The sequence below is a fragment of the Actinomadura geliboluensis genome, assembly GCF_043197915.1.
Classification (GTDB): Bacteria; Actinomycetota; Actinomycetes; order Streptosporangiales; family Streptosporangiaceae; genus Spirillospora; species Spirillospora geliboluensis.
On record NZ_JBICUA010000002.1, the window covers coordinates 748,879 to 764,765 of the forward strand.

The following is a 15,887-nucleotide window of genomic DNA, read 5'->3' on the forward strand; positions in this document are numbered from 1 at the left end:
TCGGCGCGCGTCAGTAGGACGGCTGGCTCGGGTCGATCTGGTTGACCCAGGCCAGGACGCCGCCGCCGACGTGGACGGCGTCGGCGAAGCCGGCGCTCTTCACGACCGCGAGGGCCTCGGCGGAGCGGACGCCCGACTTGCAGTGCAGGACGATCTTCTTGTCCTGCGGCAGCCGCTCCAGGGCGGAGCCGTTCAGGAACTCGCCCTTCGGGATCAGCGTCGCGCCCGGGATCGAGACGATCTCGTACTCGTTGGGCTCGCGGACGTCCACGAGGAAGATGTCCTCGGCGCGGTCCTGCATGGCCTTGAGGTCGTGCACGGAGATCGTGGAGTCCTTGACGGCCTCGGCGGCCTCCTCGGAGACGGCGCCGCAGAAGGCCTCGTAGTCCTCCAGCAGTTCGGTCTGCGTCGGGTTCTTGCCGCAGAGCGGGCACTCGGGGTCCTTGCGGACCTTGACCGAGCGGTACGTCATCTCCAGCGCGTCGTAGATCATCAGGCGGCCGACGAGCGGCTCGCCGATGCCGGTGAGCAGCTTGATGGCCTCGTTCACCTGGATCGAGCCGATGGACGAGCACAGCACGCCGAGCACCCCGCCCTCCGCGCAGGACGGCACCATGCCGGGCGGCGGCGGCTCGGGGTAGAGGCAGCGGTAGCAGGGGCCGTACTCGGACCAGAACACCGACGCCTGGCCGTCGAACCGGTAGATCGACCCCCACACGTACGGCTTGCCGAGCAGGACGGCCGCGTCGTTCACCATGTAGCGGGTGGCGAAGTTGTCGGTGCCGTCGAGGATCAGGTCGTACTGGGAGAAGATGTCCATGATGTTGTCGCGGTCGAGCGCGGTGTTGTGCACCACCACGTCGATGAGCGGGTTGATCTCACGGACGGTCTCGGCCGCCGACTCGACCTTCGGCCTGCCGAGGGACGACTGCCGGTGGATGATCTGCCGCTGCAGGTTGGACTCGTCCACGACGTCGAAGTCGATGACGCCGAGGGTGCCCACCCCCGCGGCGGCGAGGTAGAGCAGTGCGGGGGAGCCGAGCCCGCCGGCGCCCACGACCAGGACCTTCGCGTTCTTGAGGCGCTTCTGCCCGGACATGCCCACGTCGGGGATGATCAGGTGCCGCGAGTAGCGGTTGACCTCGTCGCGGGTGAGCTCCGCTGCGGGCTCGACCAGAGGTGGCAACGACACGGTGGGTGCTCCTGTGCTGACGCTCGGCTGTTAGAGAGGCGGGGGCGTCCCCGTCCTCCCACCGCACAACCTTGCCACGTCGCCTTGCATTCCCCGCAGGCGCCGTCCCCGGAACGCGCACGCGCGCATACACCGTCAAGGGACGCGCATGGGCCGCCCTGGAGCGGGCATGGGTCGCCCAACATAACGGGAGGAGGAACCATGAGCTTCCTCGACAAGCTCAAGAACAAGACGCAGCAGGCCATGGGACACGGCAAGGAGCAGGTCGGGCGGCAGTCCGGCGACCGGTCCATGGAGGCCGAGGGGCGCAAGGACCAGGCGGCCGGCGGCACCAAGCAGGTCGGCGAGAAGGCCAAGGACGCCGCCGAGGAGGCGCGCAGGACGTTCGGCTCCGGGTCCTAGCGCCCGGTAGCGGGTCCTGGCGCTCCCGCGAGTGGAAGCCCCTCCGCGGAGGGGCTTTCCACTGCCTCGTGCGCAATGACAGGTGGATTGTCGTAAAACACAGTTAATCTTGACTGTTGTGGCATTCCCGCCTCCCTTCCAGCAGCAGCCGCCCCCACCGCGTCCCCCGTACGCCGGTCCGCCAGGGCCTCCGTACGCGGGTCCGCCGCAGCCTCCGCCGCGGCCCGGCCGGCCCACCGTCCTCGGCCTGACCGGGCGCCAGTGGATGGTCGTGGCCCTCGTCGTCGGCTGCTGCTACTTCTTCACCACCGCGTTCGCCATGGTCGGCGCCTGGACGACCGTCAACCGCGAGCCCACCACCGCGGAGCTGCAGACGGCCGCGAACAAGGAGGTCGCGCGGCGCTGGGAGGCGTGGCCCGCGAGCCGGATCTTCCCCGACCGGATCCCCTACCGCCCCGTCGGCGACCACAGCGAGTACGCGTCCCGGACCGGCATCGTCCCCGACACCGGCTGCGCCCAGGCGGTGGACGAGGAGATCGCCGCCACGCTCGTCAAGTACGGCTGCCGGGCCGTCCTGCGCGCCACCTACACCGACCAGCTGCAGGGCGTCGTCGTCACCGTCGGGGTGGTCGCGTTCCCCGACCCGTGGAAGGCCGACCGGGCGTTCAAGGAGCTGCCCGGCTCGCAGGGCCCGGGCGACGGCTCCCGCTCGGTGGCGCCCGCGCTGCACGCCGCCGCGTTCCCGGGGACGGCGTCCGCCCGCTTCACCGACGAGGCCCGGCAGGACCGGACGATCGACCGCGGCGGCCCGTACGTCGTGCTGACGGCGTCCGGGCAGTCCGACGGCCGGCCCGCGTCCGCGATCAAGAAGGCGCGGCCCGGCGAGCTGTTCGCCGTGGCCCCGCAGCTCGGCCACGCGATCGCGCGTGCGCTGGCCGCCAAGGCGCTGCCCGACTGCGACGACCCGGAGTGGGAATGCTGACACGCGCGCGGACGGCCGCGGTCCTGGCGGCGGGGGCGCTTGCGGGGAGCTGGCTGCTGCCCGTCCCGGCTAACGCCGACGAGGTCCGCGACCGGCAGCGGCCCATCCTGAAGCTGCTCGGCATGGACGCCGCCTGGAAGGTCACCAAGGGCGCGGGGGTGACGGTCGCCGTCGTCGACTCCGGCGTCGACCCGAACCAGGCGGACCTGCGCGGCAAGGTCACCACCGGCCCCAACATGCTCGCCAAGGTGGACCGCGGCAGCACGCCCGCGCGGCTGCACGGCACCGGGATGGCGTCGCTGATCGCCGGGCAGGGGCACGGCCCGGGCGGCCGCGCCGGGATCATCGGGATCGCCCCGCAGGCCCGCGTCCTCGCCGTCCGCGCGATCGGCGAGCCGGAGGACGCGAGCTACGCCCGGTACCGGACGTCGGAGGAGGCGGAGACGTCGGTGGCGCGCGGCATCCGCTACGCCGCCGACCACGGCGCCGACGTCATCAACCTCTCGCTCGGCCGCGAGGACGAGACGCCCGAGGAGCGCGAGGCGGTCGGCTACGCCATCGGCAAGGGCGTCGTGGTGGTGTCGGCGGTCGGCAACGACGGCGACGAGCAGCGGCTGCTGGACGACGACGGGTTCGCGCCGTACTCCTACCCGGCGTCCTATCCCGGCGTGATCGCGGTCGCGGCGACGACGCCCGGCCACACCCGCGCGCCGTTCTCCAACCGGAACTACTCGGTGGTGCTGTCCGCGCCGGGTGCCGGGCTGCCCGTCGCGGGCCCCGGCGGCCGGTACTTCGTCAGCTCCGGCACCAGCGACGCCAGCGCGGTCGTATCGGGGATCGCCGCGCTGATCCGCGCCAAGCACCCCGACATGGCGCCCGCCCTGGTGTCGCAGGCGCTGGTGCAGAGCGCCCGCGGCGGGCCGAAGGGCGGCTACGACCCGGAGATCGGGTTCGGCGAGGTGCACGCGGCCCGCGCGCTGTCGGCGGCCGACTCGCTCGCGGAGGCGAAGCCGGGACCCGCGAAGGGCAAGCGCGCCGGCGAGCGGTTCGGCGCGGGCGACCCCGGGCCGGTGCCGATCATCGACCATCCCGCGTGGGTCCGCTGGGTGATCGGCGTGATCCTGGTGCTCGGCGTCGGCGGGGCCATCGGCGGGGGCGGGCTCGCGATGGCGTTCCGGCGCCGCCACCCCAAGCCCGCGCTCGGCCCGCCTCCCGGCCCGTCCGCGCCCCCCGGTCCGCCGCCCGGCCGGCATCCGGGCCGGCCGTACGGGCCGCCGCCTCCCGGCTCGCCGGGCGGGCCGCCTCCCGGCCCGCCGTACGGCGCGCCGGGGCGGACCCCGCCGCGCGGCGCGTCGCCGGCGCCCCCGTACTGATCTCCGTTGGGCTACGCTCCGCTGCGTGTCGCGCGCTGAGATCTCCGCCCCGGGCACCGAGCCGGAACCGGGACGGTGGCGGGTGTCGCGCCGGACGGCGGCGCTGGTCGCCGCGTCCGCGTGCGCGACCGTCCTCGTCGTCGCCGCGGTGCGGCTGTCGGCGGAGCTGACCCGCGGCCCGACGCCCGCCGAGCGCGCCGCCGCCGCGGCCGCCGAGGTGGCCGGCCGGTACCGCGCGTGGCCGGCCGGGCGGATCTTCCCCGCCGGGATCCCGTACACGCTCGGCCAGTCGTCCCCGGCGACGGCCAGCCGGGTGGGGATCGGCACCGACACCCGCTGCGCGCCGGCCGCCGACGACGCGCTCGCCCGCTCCCTCGTCGTCCGCGGCTGCCGCGCCGTGCTCCGCGCCACCTACCTCGACCAGACGCAGGGGCTCGCGGTGACGGTCGGGGTGGCGGTGTTCCCGGACGAGCGGTCCGCGCGCGAGGCGGCCGAGTGGTTCCCGGACCGCGCGCCCCGCCCCGGCCTGCGGGCGCTGCCGTTCGAGGGGTCGGTCGCGGCCCGGTTCGGCGACGCGGCCCGGCAGGCGTCCGCCGCCGCGCAGCGCGGCCCGTACGTGGTCGCCGCGACCGCCGGGTACGCCGACGGCCGGCCCGCGCTGCGCGGCCCGCTCGCCGACTTCGCCGAGCTGGCGCCGCAGCTGGCGCGCGCCGTGCTCGCGCCGCTGGCCACGCCGGCGGAGGTCCGCTGCGGCGACCGGGAGTGGCGATGCTGAGGCGCCTCGCCGCCGTGCAGGCCGCCGCCGCGCTCCTCGCCGTCCTCACCCTCCTCGCCCCTCCCGCCCGCGCCGATCAGGTGCGGGACGCCGCGACGCCCGTCCTGGAGTCGCTGAACGTGCCGCGGGCGTGGACGATGGCGAAGGGGCGCGGCGTGACCGTCGCCGTCCTCGACTCGGGGGTGGACGCCGACCAGGCCGACCTGGCGGGGTCGGTCACCGTGGGCCCCGACCTCACCCGCGGCGCCGGGCCGGCGGGGGCGCGGCCGAAGCGGCTGCACGGCACCAACATGGCGTCCATCATCGCCGGGCACGGGCACGGACCCGGCGGCGCGCTGGGGATGATCGGCGTCGCGCCCGAGGCGCGGCTGCTGTCGGTGCGGGTCATCCTGGAGCGGGACGAGCCGGGGTTCGCCGAGTTCACCGGCGCCGAGCGCTTCGCCGGGACGATCGCGGACGGCATCCGGTACGCGGTCGACCACGGCGCCGACGTGATCAACCTGTCGCTGGGCCGCTCCTATCCGACGGCGCGCGAGCGCGACGCCGTCGCCTACGCGATCCGCCGCAACGTCGTGGTGGTCGCCGCGGCCGGGAACAACAACGCCGAGGGCAGCCCCGGCGGCGTGAAGGGGAAGGGGCGCGCCTCCTCCAAGTACTTCTACCCGGCGTCGTTTCCCGGTGTGATCTCCGTCGCGGCCGTGGACGCGCGGGGCCGGCACGCCGGGTTCTCCAACCGCAACTCCGGCGTGGTCGTGTCCGCGCCCGGCGTGCAGGTCATCGGCGCCGGCCCGGACGGGCGGTACTGGATCGGGGACGGCACGAGCCCCGCGACCGCGTTCGTGTCCGGCATCGCCGCGCTCATCAGGTCGCGGCATCCCGGCCTCGCGCCGGCGCTGGTCACGCAGGCGACCGCGGCGAGCACCCGGAACCGGCCCGCGCGCGGCTACGACCGGGGCGTCGGCTTCGGGACGGTGGACGCCGCCGCCGCGCTCGCCGCCTCCGACGGGCTCGCGGGCGCCCGGATGAGCGGCGCCGGGCTGCCGGCGGACCGGCGGTTCGCGGACGGGCCCGTCCGGCCGGTCCGGGCGGTGCACCGCTCGGGCGGGCTCGTCCTCGCCTACGTGCTGGTCTGCGCGGTGGCCCTGTTCGGCCTGGCGGGCGCGGCGGTGTTCGCGCGCGGGGCGCCGCGCGATCCGGGAGAATCGCCGGATGCCGTTCGAACCTGACGAGTACGCCGAGGCGGTGCTGGACGCGGTCGAGAGCATCCCGCCGGGCCGCGTCCTGTCCTACGGCGACATCGCCGAGCTGGTCGGGCGCGGCGGGCCGCGGCAGGTCGGCCGGGTCATGTCGCTGTACGGGGGCGGCGTCCCGTGGTGGCGGGTGATCCGCGCCGACGGCAGCCCGCCGCGGAGCCACGAGCGCCGCGCCCACGAGCACTACCGCGCGGAGGGGACGCCGCTCCGCCCGGACGGCGTGCGGGTCGACATGAGGCGGGCGCGGTGGTCGGGTCCGTCCTGAGCCGGCCGGGTGTGGTTTTTCTCCCTGGCGACATGCGTGCGTTGTGGTCAGAACCGTCCCGGTGATCTGTTCCAATGAACTGTTGTGCCCTCTGGTTCCTACCGTCTCGTGCGCCGCGCCGGTCCCGCGCGGACCGTCCCGCCTGTGCTCGACGAGCAGCAGCGGCGGGTCGTCGAGCACGCCGGCGGGCCGCTGCTGGTGCTGGCGGGGCCGGGCACCGGCAAGACGACGACGATCGTCGAGGCGGTCGTCGACCGCATCGAGAACCGGGGCGTCGATCCGGAGCGCGTGCTCGTCCTGACGTTCAGCCGCAAGGCGGCGGGGGAGCTGCGGGAGCGCATCACCGGCCGCCTGCACCGGACGACCCGCACCCCGCTCGCGCTCACCTTCCACAGCTACGCCTACGCGCTGCTCAGGCGCGACGCCGTGCTGAACGAGGAGCCCGCCCCGCGGCTGCTGTCCGGCCCGGAGCAGCTCTTGGAAGTGCGCCGGTTGCTGGAGGGCGAGCTGGCGGACGGCGCCCGCGACTGGCCGGAGCGCCTGAGGGCCGCCTTGGCGACGCGTGGGTTCGCCGAAGAGCTGCGTGACTTCACCTTGCGGGCCGTTGAGCGCCAGTACGCCGCCGAAGACCTGGTCGCCCTGGGGCGCATGCGCGGGCGCGACGACTGGCCCGCCATCGGCGGGTTCATGGAGCGGTACGTCGACCGGTTCCTCCTCGACCCCGTCCCCACCTACGACTACGGCGAGCTCATCCACATGGCCGCGGGCATGCTCGCCGACGAGGAGGTGCGGATCCGGGAGCGGGACGCCTACGACGTGGTGTTCGTGGACGAGTACCAGGACACCGACCCCGCGCAGGAGGCGCTCCTGCACTATCTCGCCGGGGAGGGGCGCGACCTCGTCGTGGTGGGCGACCCCGACCAGTCGATCTACGGGTTCCGCGGCGCCGACGTGCGGGGCATCCAGGAGTTCCCCACCCGCTTCCCGACCCTGGACGGCGAGCCCGCGCCCGTGGTGGCGCTGCGGACGTGCCGCCGCATGGGCCCGGAGATCCTCGCCGCGTCGCGCCGCATCGCGCGCCGCCTGCCCGCCGGGTCGGCCGGCGCCGCCGAGCACCGCGCGCTGAATCCGGTGGAGGAGCTGGACGACGGCGAGGTGCGCGCCGTCATCGCCGACTCCGAGAGCCAGGAGTCGGCGCTGGTGGCCGACGAGCTGCGCCGCGCCCACCTGCTCGACGGCGTGCCGTGGTCGCGGATGGCCGTGCTGGTGCGCAGCGCGGTGCGGCAGGTTCCGGTGCTCCGGCGGGCGCTCGCCCAGGCCGGGGTGCCGGTGGTCGTCGCGGGCGACGAGGTGCCGCTGATCGCCGAGCCCGCCGTCCGTCCGTTCCTGGTGCTGCTGCGGGCCGCGCTGAAGAAGGGCTTCCTGGACGAGGAGGTCGCCGAAGACCTGCTGACGGGGCCGCTTGGGGGGGCCGACGCGCTCGCCATGCGGCGGCTCAAGCGCGCGCTGCGCGACCTGGAGGAGCTGTCGGGCGGTGACCGCCCGCTGGGGGAGCTCCTCGTCGCGGCCGTCAACGACCCCCGGGAGCTGATCCTCGTCCACGAGAGGGTGCGGGCGCCCGCCGAGCGGATCGCGCACCTGATCGAGGTGGCGCGGCGCTCCGTCCATGACGGCGGCACCGCCGAGGACGTGCTGTGGGCCGTCTGGCAGGAGAGCGGGCAGGCCGACGTCCTGCTGGAGCAGAGCGTCAAGGGCGGCACGCGCGGCGCCGCCGCCGACCGCGACCTGGACGCGGTCGTGGCCCTGTTCGACCACGCGGCGCGGTTCGTCGACCGGCTTCCCCAGGCGGGGCCCGAGCTGTTCGTCGACAACATCGCGTCCCAGGAGATCGCCGGCGACACCCTGGCCGAGCAGGCGCCCCAGGGCGAGGCCGTCCGCATCCTCACCGCGCACCGCTCCAAGGGGCTGGAGTGGGACGTGGTGGTCGTGGCCGGCGTCCAGGAGGGCGTCTGGCCCGATGTCCGCCTGCGCGGGTCGCTGCTGGGCGTCGAGGAGCTCATCGAGCACGCCGCAGGGGCGGAGCTTGAAGGCGACGCCGCGGCGGGCGCCTCCATGGCGGCCAAGATGCTCGACGAGGAACGTCGGCTCTTCTACGTCGCGGTCACGCGCGCGCGCAAGCGCCTGGTGGTGACGGCCGTCGGCGGCGACGACACCGAAGAGCGTCCGTCGCGGTTCCTCAACGAACTGCTCCCGGGCGCCATCGAGCAATCGCAACTGGACGAGAAGACCCGGTGGCTGTCACTGTCCGCGCTGGTCGCCGACCTGCGCTCGGTGGTCGCCGACCCGTCCCGTCCCGAACCGCTGCGGCGCGCCGCAGCCGGGCACCTGGCCCGCCTCGCGCGCGCGGGCGTGCGCGGCGCCAAACCGGAGAACTGGTACGCCATCACCGCGCTGTCCGACCCCGGGCCGGCGTTCAGCGAGGACGAGCAGATCACCATCTCCCCGTCCCAGGTGGAGGCGTTCACCACCTGCGGGCTGCGCTGGCTGCTCGCCTCCGCCGTCGGCGCCCAGGAGGGCGGCCCCAACGAGTACAGCACGATGGGCAAGGTCGTCCACGCCGTCGCCGAGATGGCGGGCGCCGACGACGGCGTCGACGAGGTCCACGTCGCCGAGCGGCTCGACGAGATCTGGAACGACCTGGAGTTCCGCAGCTCCTGGTACTCGGAGAAGCAGCGCGAGCAGGCCGCGACCATGGTCGACAAGTTCCTCGCCTGGCACCGCGACAACCCCAACGAGGTCGTCGCGCTGGAGGAGTCGTTCAAGGTCGACCTCGGCCGCGTCGTCATCAAGGGCCGCATCGACCGCGCCGAACGCGACGAGCACGGCCGCGCCGTCATCATCGACATCAAGACCTCCTCCGCCGCCGTCCCCAAGGACGACCTGGCGCGGCACCCGCAGCTCGGCGTCTACCAGTACGCGGTGATGCTCGGCGCGTTCGAGCGGCACGGGCTGATCGAGCCGGGCGGCGCCAAGCTCGTCCAGGTCGGCAAGGCCGCGTTCACCGCGAAGGCGCGCGAGCAGGAGCAGCCGCCGCCCGCCGAGGACGCCGACCCCGAGTGGCCGAAGAAGCTCATCGAGGTCGTCGCGACCGGGATGGCGAGCGAGGTGTTCCAGGCGCGGGCGAACGACAAGTGTCGCACCTGTCCCGTACGCTCCTGCTGCCCCGTCCATGACGAGGGCGGGCAGGTCGCGGACTGAACGGTCCACAGTGAGCTCGGGGGGAGCGAGGTGATCACGCCGGGAGAACTGGCCCGGCTGCTGGAGATCCCGGAGCCGACGGAGGAGCAGGCCCGGGTGATCGAGGCGCCGCTGGCGCCGATGGCGGTGATCGCGGGCGCCGGGTCCGGGAAGAGCGAGACGATGGCCGCGCGGGTGGTGTGGCTGGTCGCGAACGGCTTCGTCCGGCCGGAGCGCGTCCTCGGGCTGACCTTCACCCGCAAGGCCGCCGCCGAGCTCGGCGTGCGCGTGCGCAAGCGGCTCGACAAGCTCCGCGAGGTGCTGCCCGCCGACGAGCTCGAACGGCTCGGCGGCGAGGCCCTCTTCGACGGCGAGCCGATGGTGTCGACGTACCACTCGTACGCCGCGCGCCTGTTCGGCGACCACGCCCTGCGCGAGGCCCTCGAACCCACCATGCGGCTGATCTCGCCGGCCGTCGCCTGGCAGATCTGCTCGCGGGTGGTCGACGCCTACAACGGCCCCATGGACCGCATCGACTGGCAGCCCGACACCGTCACCAAGGCCGTCATGGAGCTGGCCGGCGACCTGGCGGAGCACCTGCGCACCGCCGAGGACGTCCGCAAGGTCGGCGCCTGGCTCGACGAGCGGCTCGCCGTGGTGAAGAAGCCGCTGAAGGCGCAGCGCGACATCCTCGCCAAGCACGCCGTCCGCGAGCAGCTCATGCCGCTCATCGACGCCTACGCGCGGGCCAAGTCCGACCGGGAGGTCATCGACCACGGCGACCAGATGGCGCTCGCCGCCCGGATCGCCCACAAGCATCCCGAGGTCGGGATGATCGAGCGGTCCCGGTTCTCCGTCGTCCTGCTGGACGAGTACCAGGACACCAGCCAGGCGCAGCTCGTCCTGCTGCGGTCGCTGTTCGCGGGCGGCCATTCGGTGACGGCGGTCGGCGACCCGTGCCAGTCGATCTACGGGTGGCGGGGCGCGAGCGCCGGGAACCTGCTGCGGTTCGCCTACGACTTCCCCGCCCAGCCCGGCGCGGACGGGCGGCGGCCGGTGCCGGCGCCGGTCGTCCAGCTCAGCCGGTCGTTCCGCAACGGCGAGCAGATCCTGGAGGCGGCGGCCAAGGTTCAGGAGGAGCTGCGCGCCGAGACGAAGGCCGTGCCGCGCCTCGTCCCGGGCGCGGGCCGCGAGGGGCGCGGCCGCGTCGAGTGCGCGCTGTTCCCCACGGTCGAGGACGAGGCCGACCGCATCGCCGCGCGCATCGCGGGCCTGATGGCCGCCGACCCCGAGACCGCGCCCGACGGCGGCCCGCAGGCCGAGCCGCTGCGCTACTCCGACGTCGCCGTGCTGGCGCGCAAGCGGTCGCAGTTCCCGCTGATCCGGCGGGCGCTGGAGGCGCGCGGCATCCCCGTCGAGGTCGTCGGGCTCGGCGGGCTGCTCACCGTCCCCGAGGTACAGGACGTCGTCGCGACGCTGCGGGTCATGCACGACCCGACCGCCGGCGCGTCCCTCGCCCGGCTGCTCACCGGGCCGCGCTGGCGGCTCGGCCCCCGCGACCTCGTCGCGCTGGGCCGCCGCGCCCGCGCCCTCGCCCAGGAGACGGCCCGCGACGTCACCCCGCCCGAGCGTCTCGAACCGCCCCCGGCCGAGGACGCACCGGAGGCGGCCGGTCAGGACGGTGCCGACGCCGCCGGGCAGGACGACGCCGACGACCCGCTCCGCCAGCTCGTCGGGGAGCTGAACCAGGAGACCGGCAGCCTCGTCGACGCGCTCGACGACCTCGGCCCGGCCGAGGCGTACTCGCCGGAGGGGTACGGCCGGCTGCGGCGCCTGCGCGACGAGCTGCGCGGCCTGCGGAGCCAGGTCGGGCTGCCGCTGCCCGACCTCGTCACCGAGGTCGAGCGGGCCCTCGGCCTCGACATCGAGGTCGCCGCGCGGTCCGGGCTCGACCCCGTCACCGCCCGCGCCGACCTCGACGCCTTCATCGACGCCGCCGCCACCTTCGCCGGCGACGCCGAGGACCCGACGCTCGGCGCGTTCCTCGCCTACCTCAAGGCCGCCGAGACCGAGGAGTTCGGGCTGGAGGCCGGGCGCGTGGGGGAGACCGACAGCGTCAAGCTGCTCACCGTCCACGCGTCCAAGGGCCTGGAGTGGCCCGTCGTCGTGGTGCCGGGCCTGTCGTACACGGCGCAGAAGAACGGCGGCCCCGCCAAGGGGTCGATCTTCCCGTCGCCGCCGCAGAACGCCACCCGCTGGACGGCGAACCCGCGCGTCCTGCCGTTCATGCTGCGCGGCGACCGCGCCGACCTGCCCGCGCTGACCGGCCTGGAGAAGGACGACCTCGCCGCGTTCGACCAGGCGTGCGCCGAACGCGACCTGCGCGAGGAGCGGCGGCTCGCCTACGTCGCGGTCACCCGCGCGTCCAGCCTGCTCATCACCACCGGCTACTGGTGGGGGGCGTCGGGGCGGCCGCTCGGCCCGTCGCCGTTCCTGGAGGAGGTGCGCGCCGTCTGCGTCGCCGGCGCCGGGTCCGTCGCCGTGTGGACCGACCCGCCGGAGGAGGGCGCCGCCAACCCGCTGCTCGCCGACCCGGAGGAGGCGCAGTGGCCCGTCGCGCCCGGTGAGCGCGGCCAGTCCGACCTCACCGCCCGCGAGCGGTACGAGGCGGTCGTCGAGGGCGCCCGCATGGTCGAGGCCGAGATGGCGGGGCGGACGCGGCACTGGGCGGGCGACGCCGGGCTGTCGGACGCCGACCGCGCCCGGATGACCGCGTGGGCGCGCGACGTCGAGCTGCTGCTCGCCGAGCGCGACCGGGGCCGCTCCGGCGACGGCCTGCTCGTCGAGCTGCCCGCGCACCTGTCGGTGTCGTCGCTGGTGTCGCTGGCGCGCGACCCGGCGGCGCTCGCCCGGCAGATCCGCCGCCCCATGCCGCGCCCGCCCGCCCCCTACGCGCGGCGCGGCACCGCGTTCCACGCCTGGCTGGAGGGCCGCTGGGGGCAGCAGCGCCTCCTCGACCCCGACGAGCTGCCCGGCGCCGCCGACGAGGGCGCCGCCGACGACTCGCAGCTCGCGCGGCTGCGGGAGCGGTTCGAGCAGTCGGAGTGGGCGTCCCGCGAACCGCTCGACATCGAGGTGCCGTTCGAGACGATCATCGGCGACCGGCTCGTCCGGGGCCGGATGGACGCGGTGTTCCGGTCGCCGGGCGGCGGCTACGAGGTCGTCGACTGGAAGACCGGCTCGCCGCCGTCCGGGGAGGAGGCGCGGTTCGCGGCGGTGCAGCTCGCCGCGTACCGGCTGGCGTGGGCGACGCTGACCGGGGTGGACGTCTCCGCGGTCAGCGCGGCGTTCCACTACGTCGCCGCCAACGTCACCGTCCGCCCGGCCGACCTGCTGGACGCCGCCGGGCTCGCCGCGCTGCTCGACGGCGTCCCCGCCGCGTGACCCGCGGCCCGCGCGCGGTGTGATTCTCCGCCGCGCGGTGTGATTCTCCGCCCGCGCGGCGTGATGAGTCTCACTCCCCTCTGGTCACCGTGCGTGCTTTCGGGGATGATCCGGGCAACCATCCGAGGGAGGCGACGTGACGGTTACCCACGACGAGAAAGTCGTACGGGAGTTCTCCAAGCAGGCGGCCGGGTTCGCCGACCCGAGGCTGAACGTCGCCTTCACCCGTCACCTGGACCGGCTCGTCCGCTTCATGGAGCCGGAACTCGACCTCGAGGACGTCGTGCTGGAGGTCGCGGCCGGCACCGGCATCGTGTCCCGCGCGATCGCCCACCGGGTCCGGCACGTCACGGCCCTCGACCTCACGCCCGCGATGCTCGCCGAGGGCAAGCGCGGCGCCGACCACGCCGGCCTCACGAACGTGACGTTCACGCACGGCGACGCGACCGCGCTGCCGTACCTCGACCGGTCGTTCACGCTGGTCATGACCCGTTTCTCGCTGCACCAGGTCGCCGACCCCGGGGCCGTCGTGGCGGAGATGGCCCGGGTCAGCCGGCCCGGCGCCGCGCTGATCATCGCCGATCTGGTCCGGCCGGAGGGCGTCGCGGGCGACCCCGACCGCATCGAGCGGCTCCGCGACCCCTCGCACGGCACCGCGCTCACCGAGGCGCGGATCGCCGAGCTGGTCGCGGCGGCGGGCGCCGAGGTGAAGCGCACCGACCGGTTCGACTACGTGCGGCCCCTCGACCCGTGGCTGGAGTTCAGCCAGACCCCGGACGAGGCCGCCGCCCAGATCAGGCGGGAGCTGGAGGAGGAGCTGGCGGGCGGCCCCGCGACCGGCATGCGCCCGAGCATTGTGGACGGCGTCCTCCACTTCACGCACGCGTATCTCTTCCAGCAGGCGATCGCCGGGTAACGATTCGAGCGAATGTTCGACGCCGCTCGCTCATATGTTCTAGGTTGTCGGGCATGGGTTCCACCACCGTGCGGTCCCTCGACCGCGAGCCCGCCGCGCTGGCGATGCGCATCGGCGTCGTCGCGGCCGAGGCGGCCCTCGCCACCTTCGCCCGCAACCTCGACCTCGACGACCTGGCGGACGGCGTCGACTTCCAGGGCGCCATCGGCCCCGCCGAGTGGCCGGTGTTCTCGCTGGTCATCGACACCCTCGCCGAGGCGGGTCCGGGCGACCGCCGGTCGCTGGACGAGCGCCGCGCCGACGCCCTCAACGACCTCGCCCGCATCTGCATGGCGGCCAAGAACCGCGGCGCCGCATGACCCGGTGACCGGGCGCGTCCGGGACCGTGCGGCCTTGGGCCCGGGCGCCGCCCTCAACCGTGCAGCGCCGCCGGCCTGACCTTCCCCGTGCTGGTCCGGGGCAGCTCCCGGACGAACCGGATGTCGCGCGGCACCTTGTACCTGGCCAGGTGCGTGCGGACGTGCTCCTTGAGCTCGTCCTCGGTGACCTCCGAGCCGGGGGCCCGCACCACGTACGCGGCGAGGCGCTGGCCGAACGCCTCGTCGTCCACGCCGGTGACGGCGACGTCCGCGACGTCCGGACGGCCGCCGAGCAGGTCCTCGACCTCGCCGGGGAACACGTTCTCCCCACCGGACACGATCATGTCGTCGGCGCGGCCGTCGATGAACAGCCGCCCGGCCGCGTCGAGGTGGCCGAGGTCGCCGGTGCTCGTCAGGCCGTCCAGCGTCGGCTTGCCCCCGCCGCCGGTGTAGCCGGCGAACCGCAGGCCGCCGCCGGTGTAGACCTCCCCGGTCTCGCCGCGCGGGACCTCCCGGCCGTCCTCGCCGAGGATGCGGACGGTCAGCCGGAGCGACGGCCGCCCGGCGGTGCCCGGCGCGGCGCGCAGGTCGGCCGGTGTGGCGATGGTGGCCCAGCCCGTCTCCGTCGCGCCGTAGACGTTCACGAGGACGTCGCCGAACGCGTCCATGAACGCCTCCGACAGGTGCGGGTGGAGCATCGAGCCGCCCGACACGACCGCGCGGAGGGTGGGCGTCTCCGGCCGGTCGGGCACGTCCAGGATGCGCTGGAGCATCAGCGGCACCGCGACCAGCGCCTCCGCCTCGTGGTCGGCGATGGCCCGCAGCGTCGCGCGCGCGTCGAACCGGCGCGACAGGACGAGCGGCATGCCCATGCCGAGGCCGACCGCCGTGTAGGCGAAGCCGAGGATGTGGAACAGCGGCGGCGCGATGACGATCGGCGCCCCCGCCCGGACGGGGACGCGCATGGCGTGGGTCAGCGCGGCCGGCAGCAGCGCCCCGAGGGACATGTCGTGCCGGGCGCCCTTCGGCGTGCCGGTGGTCCCCGACGTCATCACGATCACGCCGCCGGTGCGGTCGGGGAGGAGCGGTTCGGGCTCTGTGCCGCCGATGAGCGCGTCGAGCGTCTCCGTCTCCGTCTCCGTCTCCGGGGCCGCGTCGCCGCCGGTCCAGGCGAGCAGCCGCCGCCCGGCGAACCCGGACTCCTCGACGGCGTCGGCGAACTCCGCGTCGTGGACGAGCAGCTCGATCCCCTCGCGCTCCGCGACCTCCCCGAGCTGCGCGCCGGAGAAGTCGGTGTTGAGCAGCACGATGTCGTTGCCCAGCCGCGAGACCGCGAGGAGCGTCTGCACGAACCCGCGGTGGTTGCGGCACAGGACGCCGGCGCGCCCGTCCCCGATGCGGCCGCCGAGGGCGGTGGCCAGCGCCGCGGCGTGCCGCTCCAGCTCGGCGTAGGTGAGCGCGCCGCGCTCGTCGATCAGCGCGGTCCGGCCGGGGAACCGCAGTGCGGCCATCGCGCCGATCGTCGCCGGCACGGGCCCGAACCGGACGTACGGGAACAGCAGCCGCGCGGCCCGGTCCGGCCGGATCGGCCGCACGACCCCCGTGTCCCGCACGGCGCGGACCGCCCGCACCCCTGACCGCAGCTGGTCGAGCAGTGGCAACGTCTTTCCTTCCCCTCGTCCTCCGCCA

At 74.9% G+C, this 15,887-nt stretch carries 12 protein-coding genes; 10 read left to right on the forward strand and 2 right to left on the reverse strand.

All coding sequences use genetic code 11. The features are described 5' to 3' along the window. Positions 1-10 precede the first annotated feature (10 nt). Positions 11-1,192 (reverse strand): adenylyltransferase/sulfurtransferase MoeZ, encoded by a 1,182-nt coding sequence (gene moeZ / locus ACGFI1_RS09030; RefSeq protein ID WP_138639151.1) that lies wholly within the window; start codon positions 1,190-1,192, stop codon positions 11-13. Between the two features lie 201 nt (positions 1,193-1,393). Between moeZ and ACGFI1_RS09035 the strand changes: the two genes are divergently transcribed. The 10 genes from ACGFI1_RS09035 to ACGFI1_RS09080 all read left to right on the forward strand — a co-directional run bounded on the left by ACGFI1_RS09035 (position 1,394) and on the right by ACGFI1_RS09080 (position 14,198). Then, on the forward strand, positions 1,394-1,594 hold the full coding sequence (locus tag ACGFI1_RS09035) for a CsbD family protein (RefSeq protein ID WP_138639152.1): 201 nt from the start codon (positions 1,394-1,396) through the stop codon (positions 1,592-1,594). Between the two features lie 118 nt (positions 1,595-1,712). Beyond that, complete coding sequence (locus tag ACGFI1_RS09040) at positions 1,713-2,576, forward strand: hypothetical protein (RefSeq protein WP_392732806.1); 864 nt, start codon at positions 1,713-1,715, stop codon at positions 2,574-2,576. After that, a complete protein-coding gene (locus tag ACGFI1_RS09045) occupies positions 2,570-3,949 on the forward strand; it encodes a S8 family serine peptidase (protein WP_392784244.1) in 1,380 nt (459 codons plus the stop codon). The genes ACGFI1_RS09040 and ACGFI1_RS09045 overlap by 7 nt, the downstream gene beginning before the upstream one ends. 25 nt (positions 3,950-3,974) lie before the next feature. Then, entirely contained in the window at positions 3,975-4,724 is a 750-nt protein-coding gene (locus ACGFI1_RS09050; RefSeq protein ID WP_392784246.1) for a hypothetical protein, read from the forward strand. After that, positions 4,718-5,950, forward strand: a complete 1,233-nt coding sequence (locus ACGFI1_RS09055; protein WP_392784247.1) for a S8 family serine peptidase — start codon at positions 4,718-4,720, stop codon at positions 5,948-5,950. Before ACGFI1_RS09050 ends, ACGFI1_RS09055 begins: the two co-directional genes overlap by 7 nt. Next, positions 5,934-6,242, forward strand: coding sequence for an MGMT family protein (locus ACGFI1_RS09060; protein WP_138641583.1), 309 nt, complete (start codon positions 5,934-5,936; stop codon positions 6,240-6,242). Before ACGFI1_RS09055 ends, ACGFI1_RS09060 begins: the two co-directional genes overlap by 17 nt. Positions 6,243-6,386: 144 nt before the next feature. Further along, positions 6,387-9,500: an ATP-dependent helicase gene (locus tag ACGFI1_RS09065; RefSeq protein ID WP_392784249.1), complete on the forward strand. Its 3,114-nt coding sequence runs from the start codon at positions 6,387-6,389 to the stop codon at positions 9,498-9,500. 30 nt (positions 9,501-9,530) lie between these two features. After that, the gene (locus tag ACGFI1_RS09070) at positions 9,531-12,923 is read left to right on the forward strand and encodes an ATP-dependent helicase (RefSeq protein WP_392784251.1); all 3,393 of its coding nucleotides are present in this window, start codon (positions 9,531-9,533) and stop codon (positions 12,921-12,923) included. Between the two features lie 136 nt (positions 12,924-13,059). Next, complete coding sequence (locus tag ACGFI1_RS09075; RefSeq protein WP_392784253.1) at positions 13,060-13,839, forward strand: class I SAM-dependent methyltransferase; 780 nt, start codon at positions 13,060-13,062, stop codon at positions 13,837-13,839. 53 nt (positions 13,840-13,892) lie between these two features. After that, positions 13,893-14,198, forward strand: a complete 306-nt coding sequence (locus ACGFI1_RS09080; RefSeq protein WP_089326206.1) for a hypothetical protein — start codon at positions 13,893-13,895, stop codon at positions 14,196-14,198. Between the two features lie 53 nt (positions 14,199-14,251). Here ACGFI1_RS09080 and ACGFI1_RS09085 read toward each other — a convergent pair whose 3' ends face one another. Next, positions 14,252-15,859, reverse strand: a complete 1,608-nt coding sequence (locus ACGFI1_RS09085) for an AMP-binding protein (protein ID WP_392784255.1) — start codon at positions 15,857-15,859, stop codon at positions 14,252-14,254. Positions 15,860-15,887 lie beyond the last annotated feature (28 nt).

Bases quoted from the DNA above. Each gene is read 5' to 3' on its own strand.
- ACGFI1_RS09035 (WP_138639152.1), top strand. From the start codon at position 1,394: ATGAGCTTCCTCGACAAGCTCAAGAACAAGACGCAGCAGGCCATGGGA.
- ACGFI1_RS09045 (WP_392784244.1), top strand. From the start codon at position 2,570: ATGCTGACACGCGCGCGGACGGCCGCGGTCCTGGCGGCGGGGGCGCTT.
- ACGFI1_RS09055 (WP_392784247.1), top strand. From the start codon at position 4,718: ATGCTGAGGCGCCTCGCCGCCGTGCAGGCCGCCGCCGCGCTCCTCGCC.
- ACGFI1_RS09060 (WP_138641583.1), top strand. From the start codon at position 5,934: ATGCCGTTCGAACCTGACGAGTACGCCGAGGCGGTGCTGGACGCGGTC.
- ACGFI1_RS09080 (WP_089326206.1), top strand. From the start codon at position 13,893: ATGGGTTCCACCACCGTGCGGTCCCTCGACCGCGAGCCCGCCGCGCTG.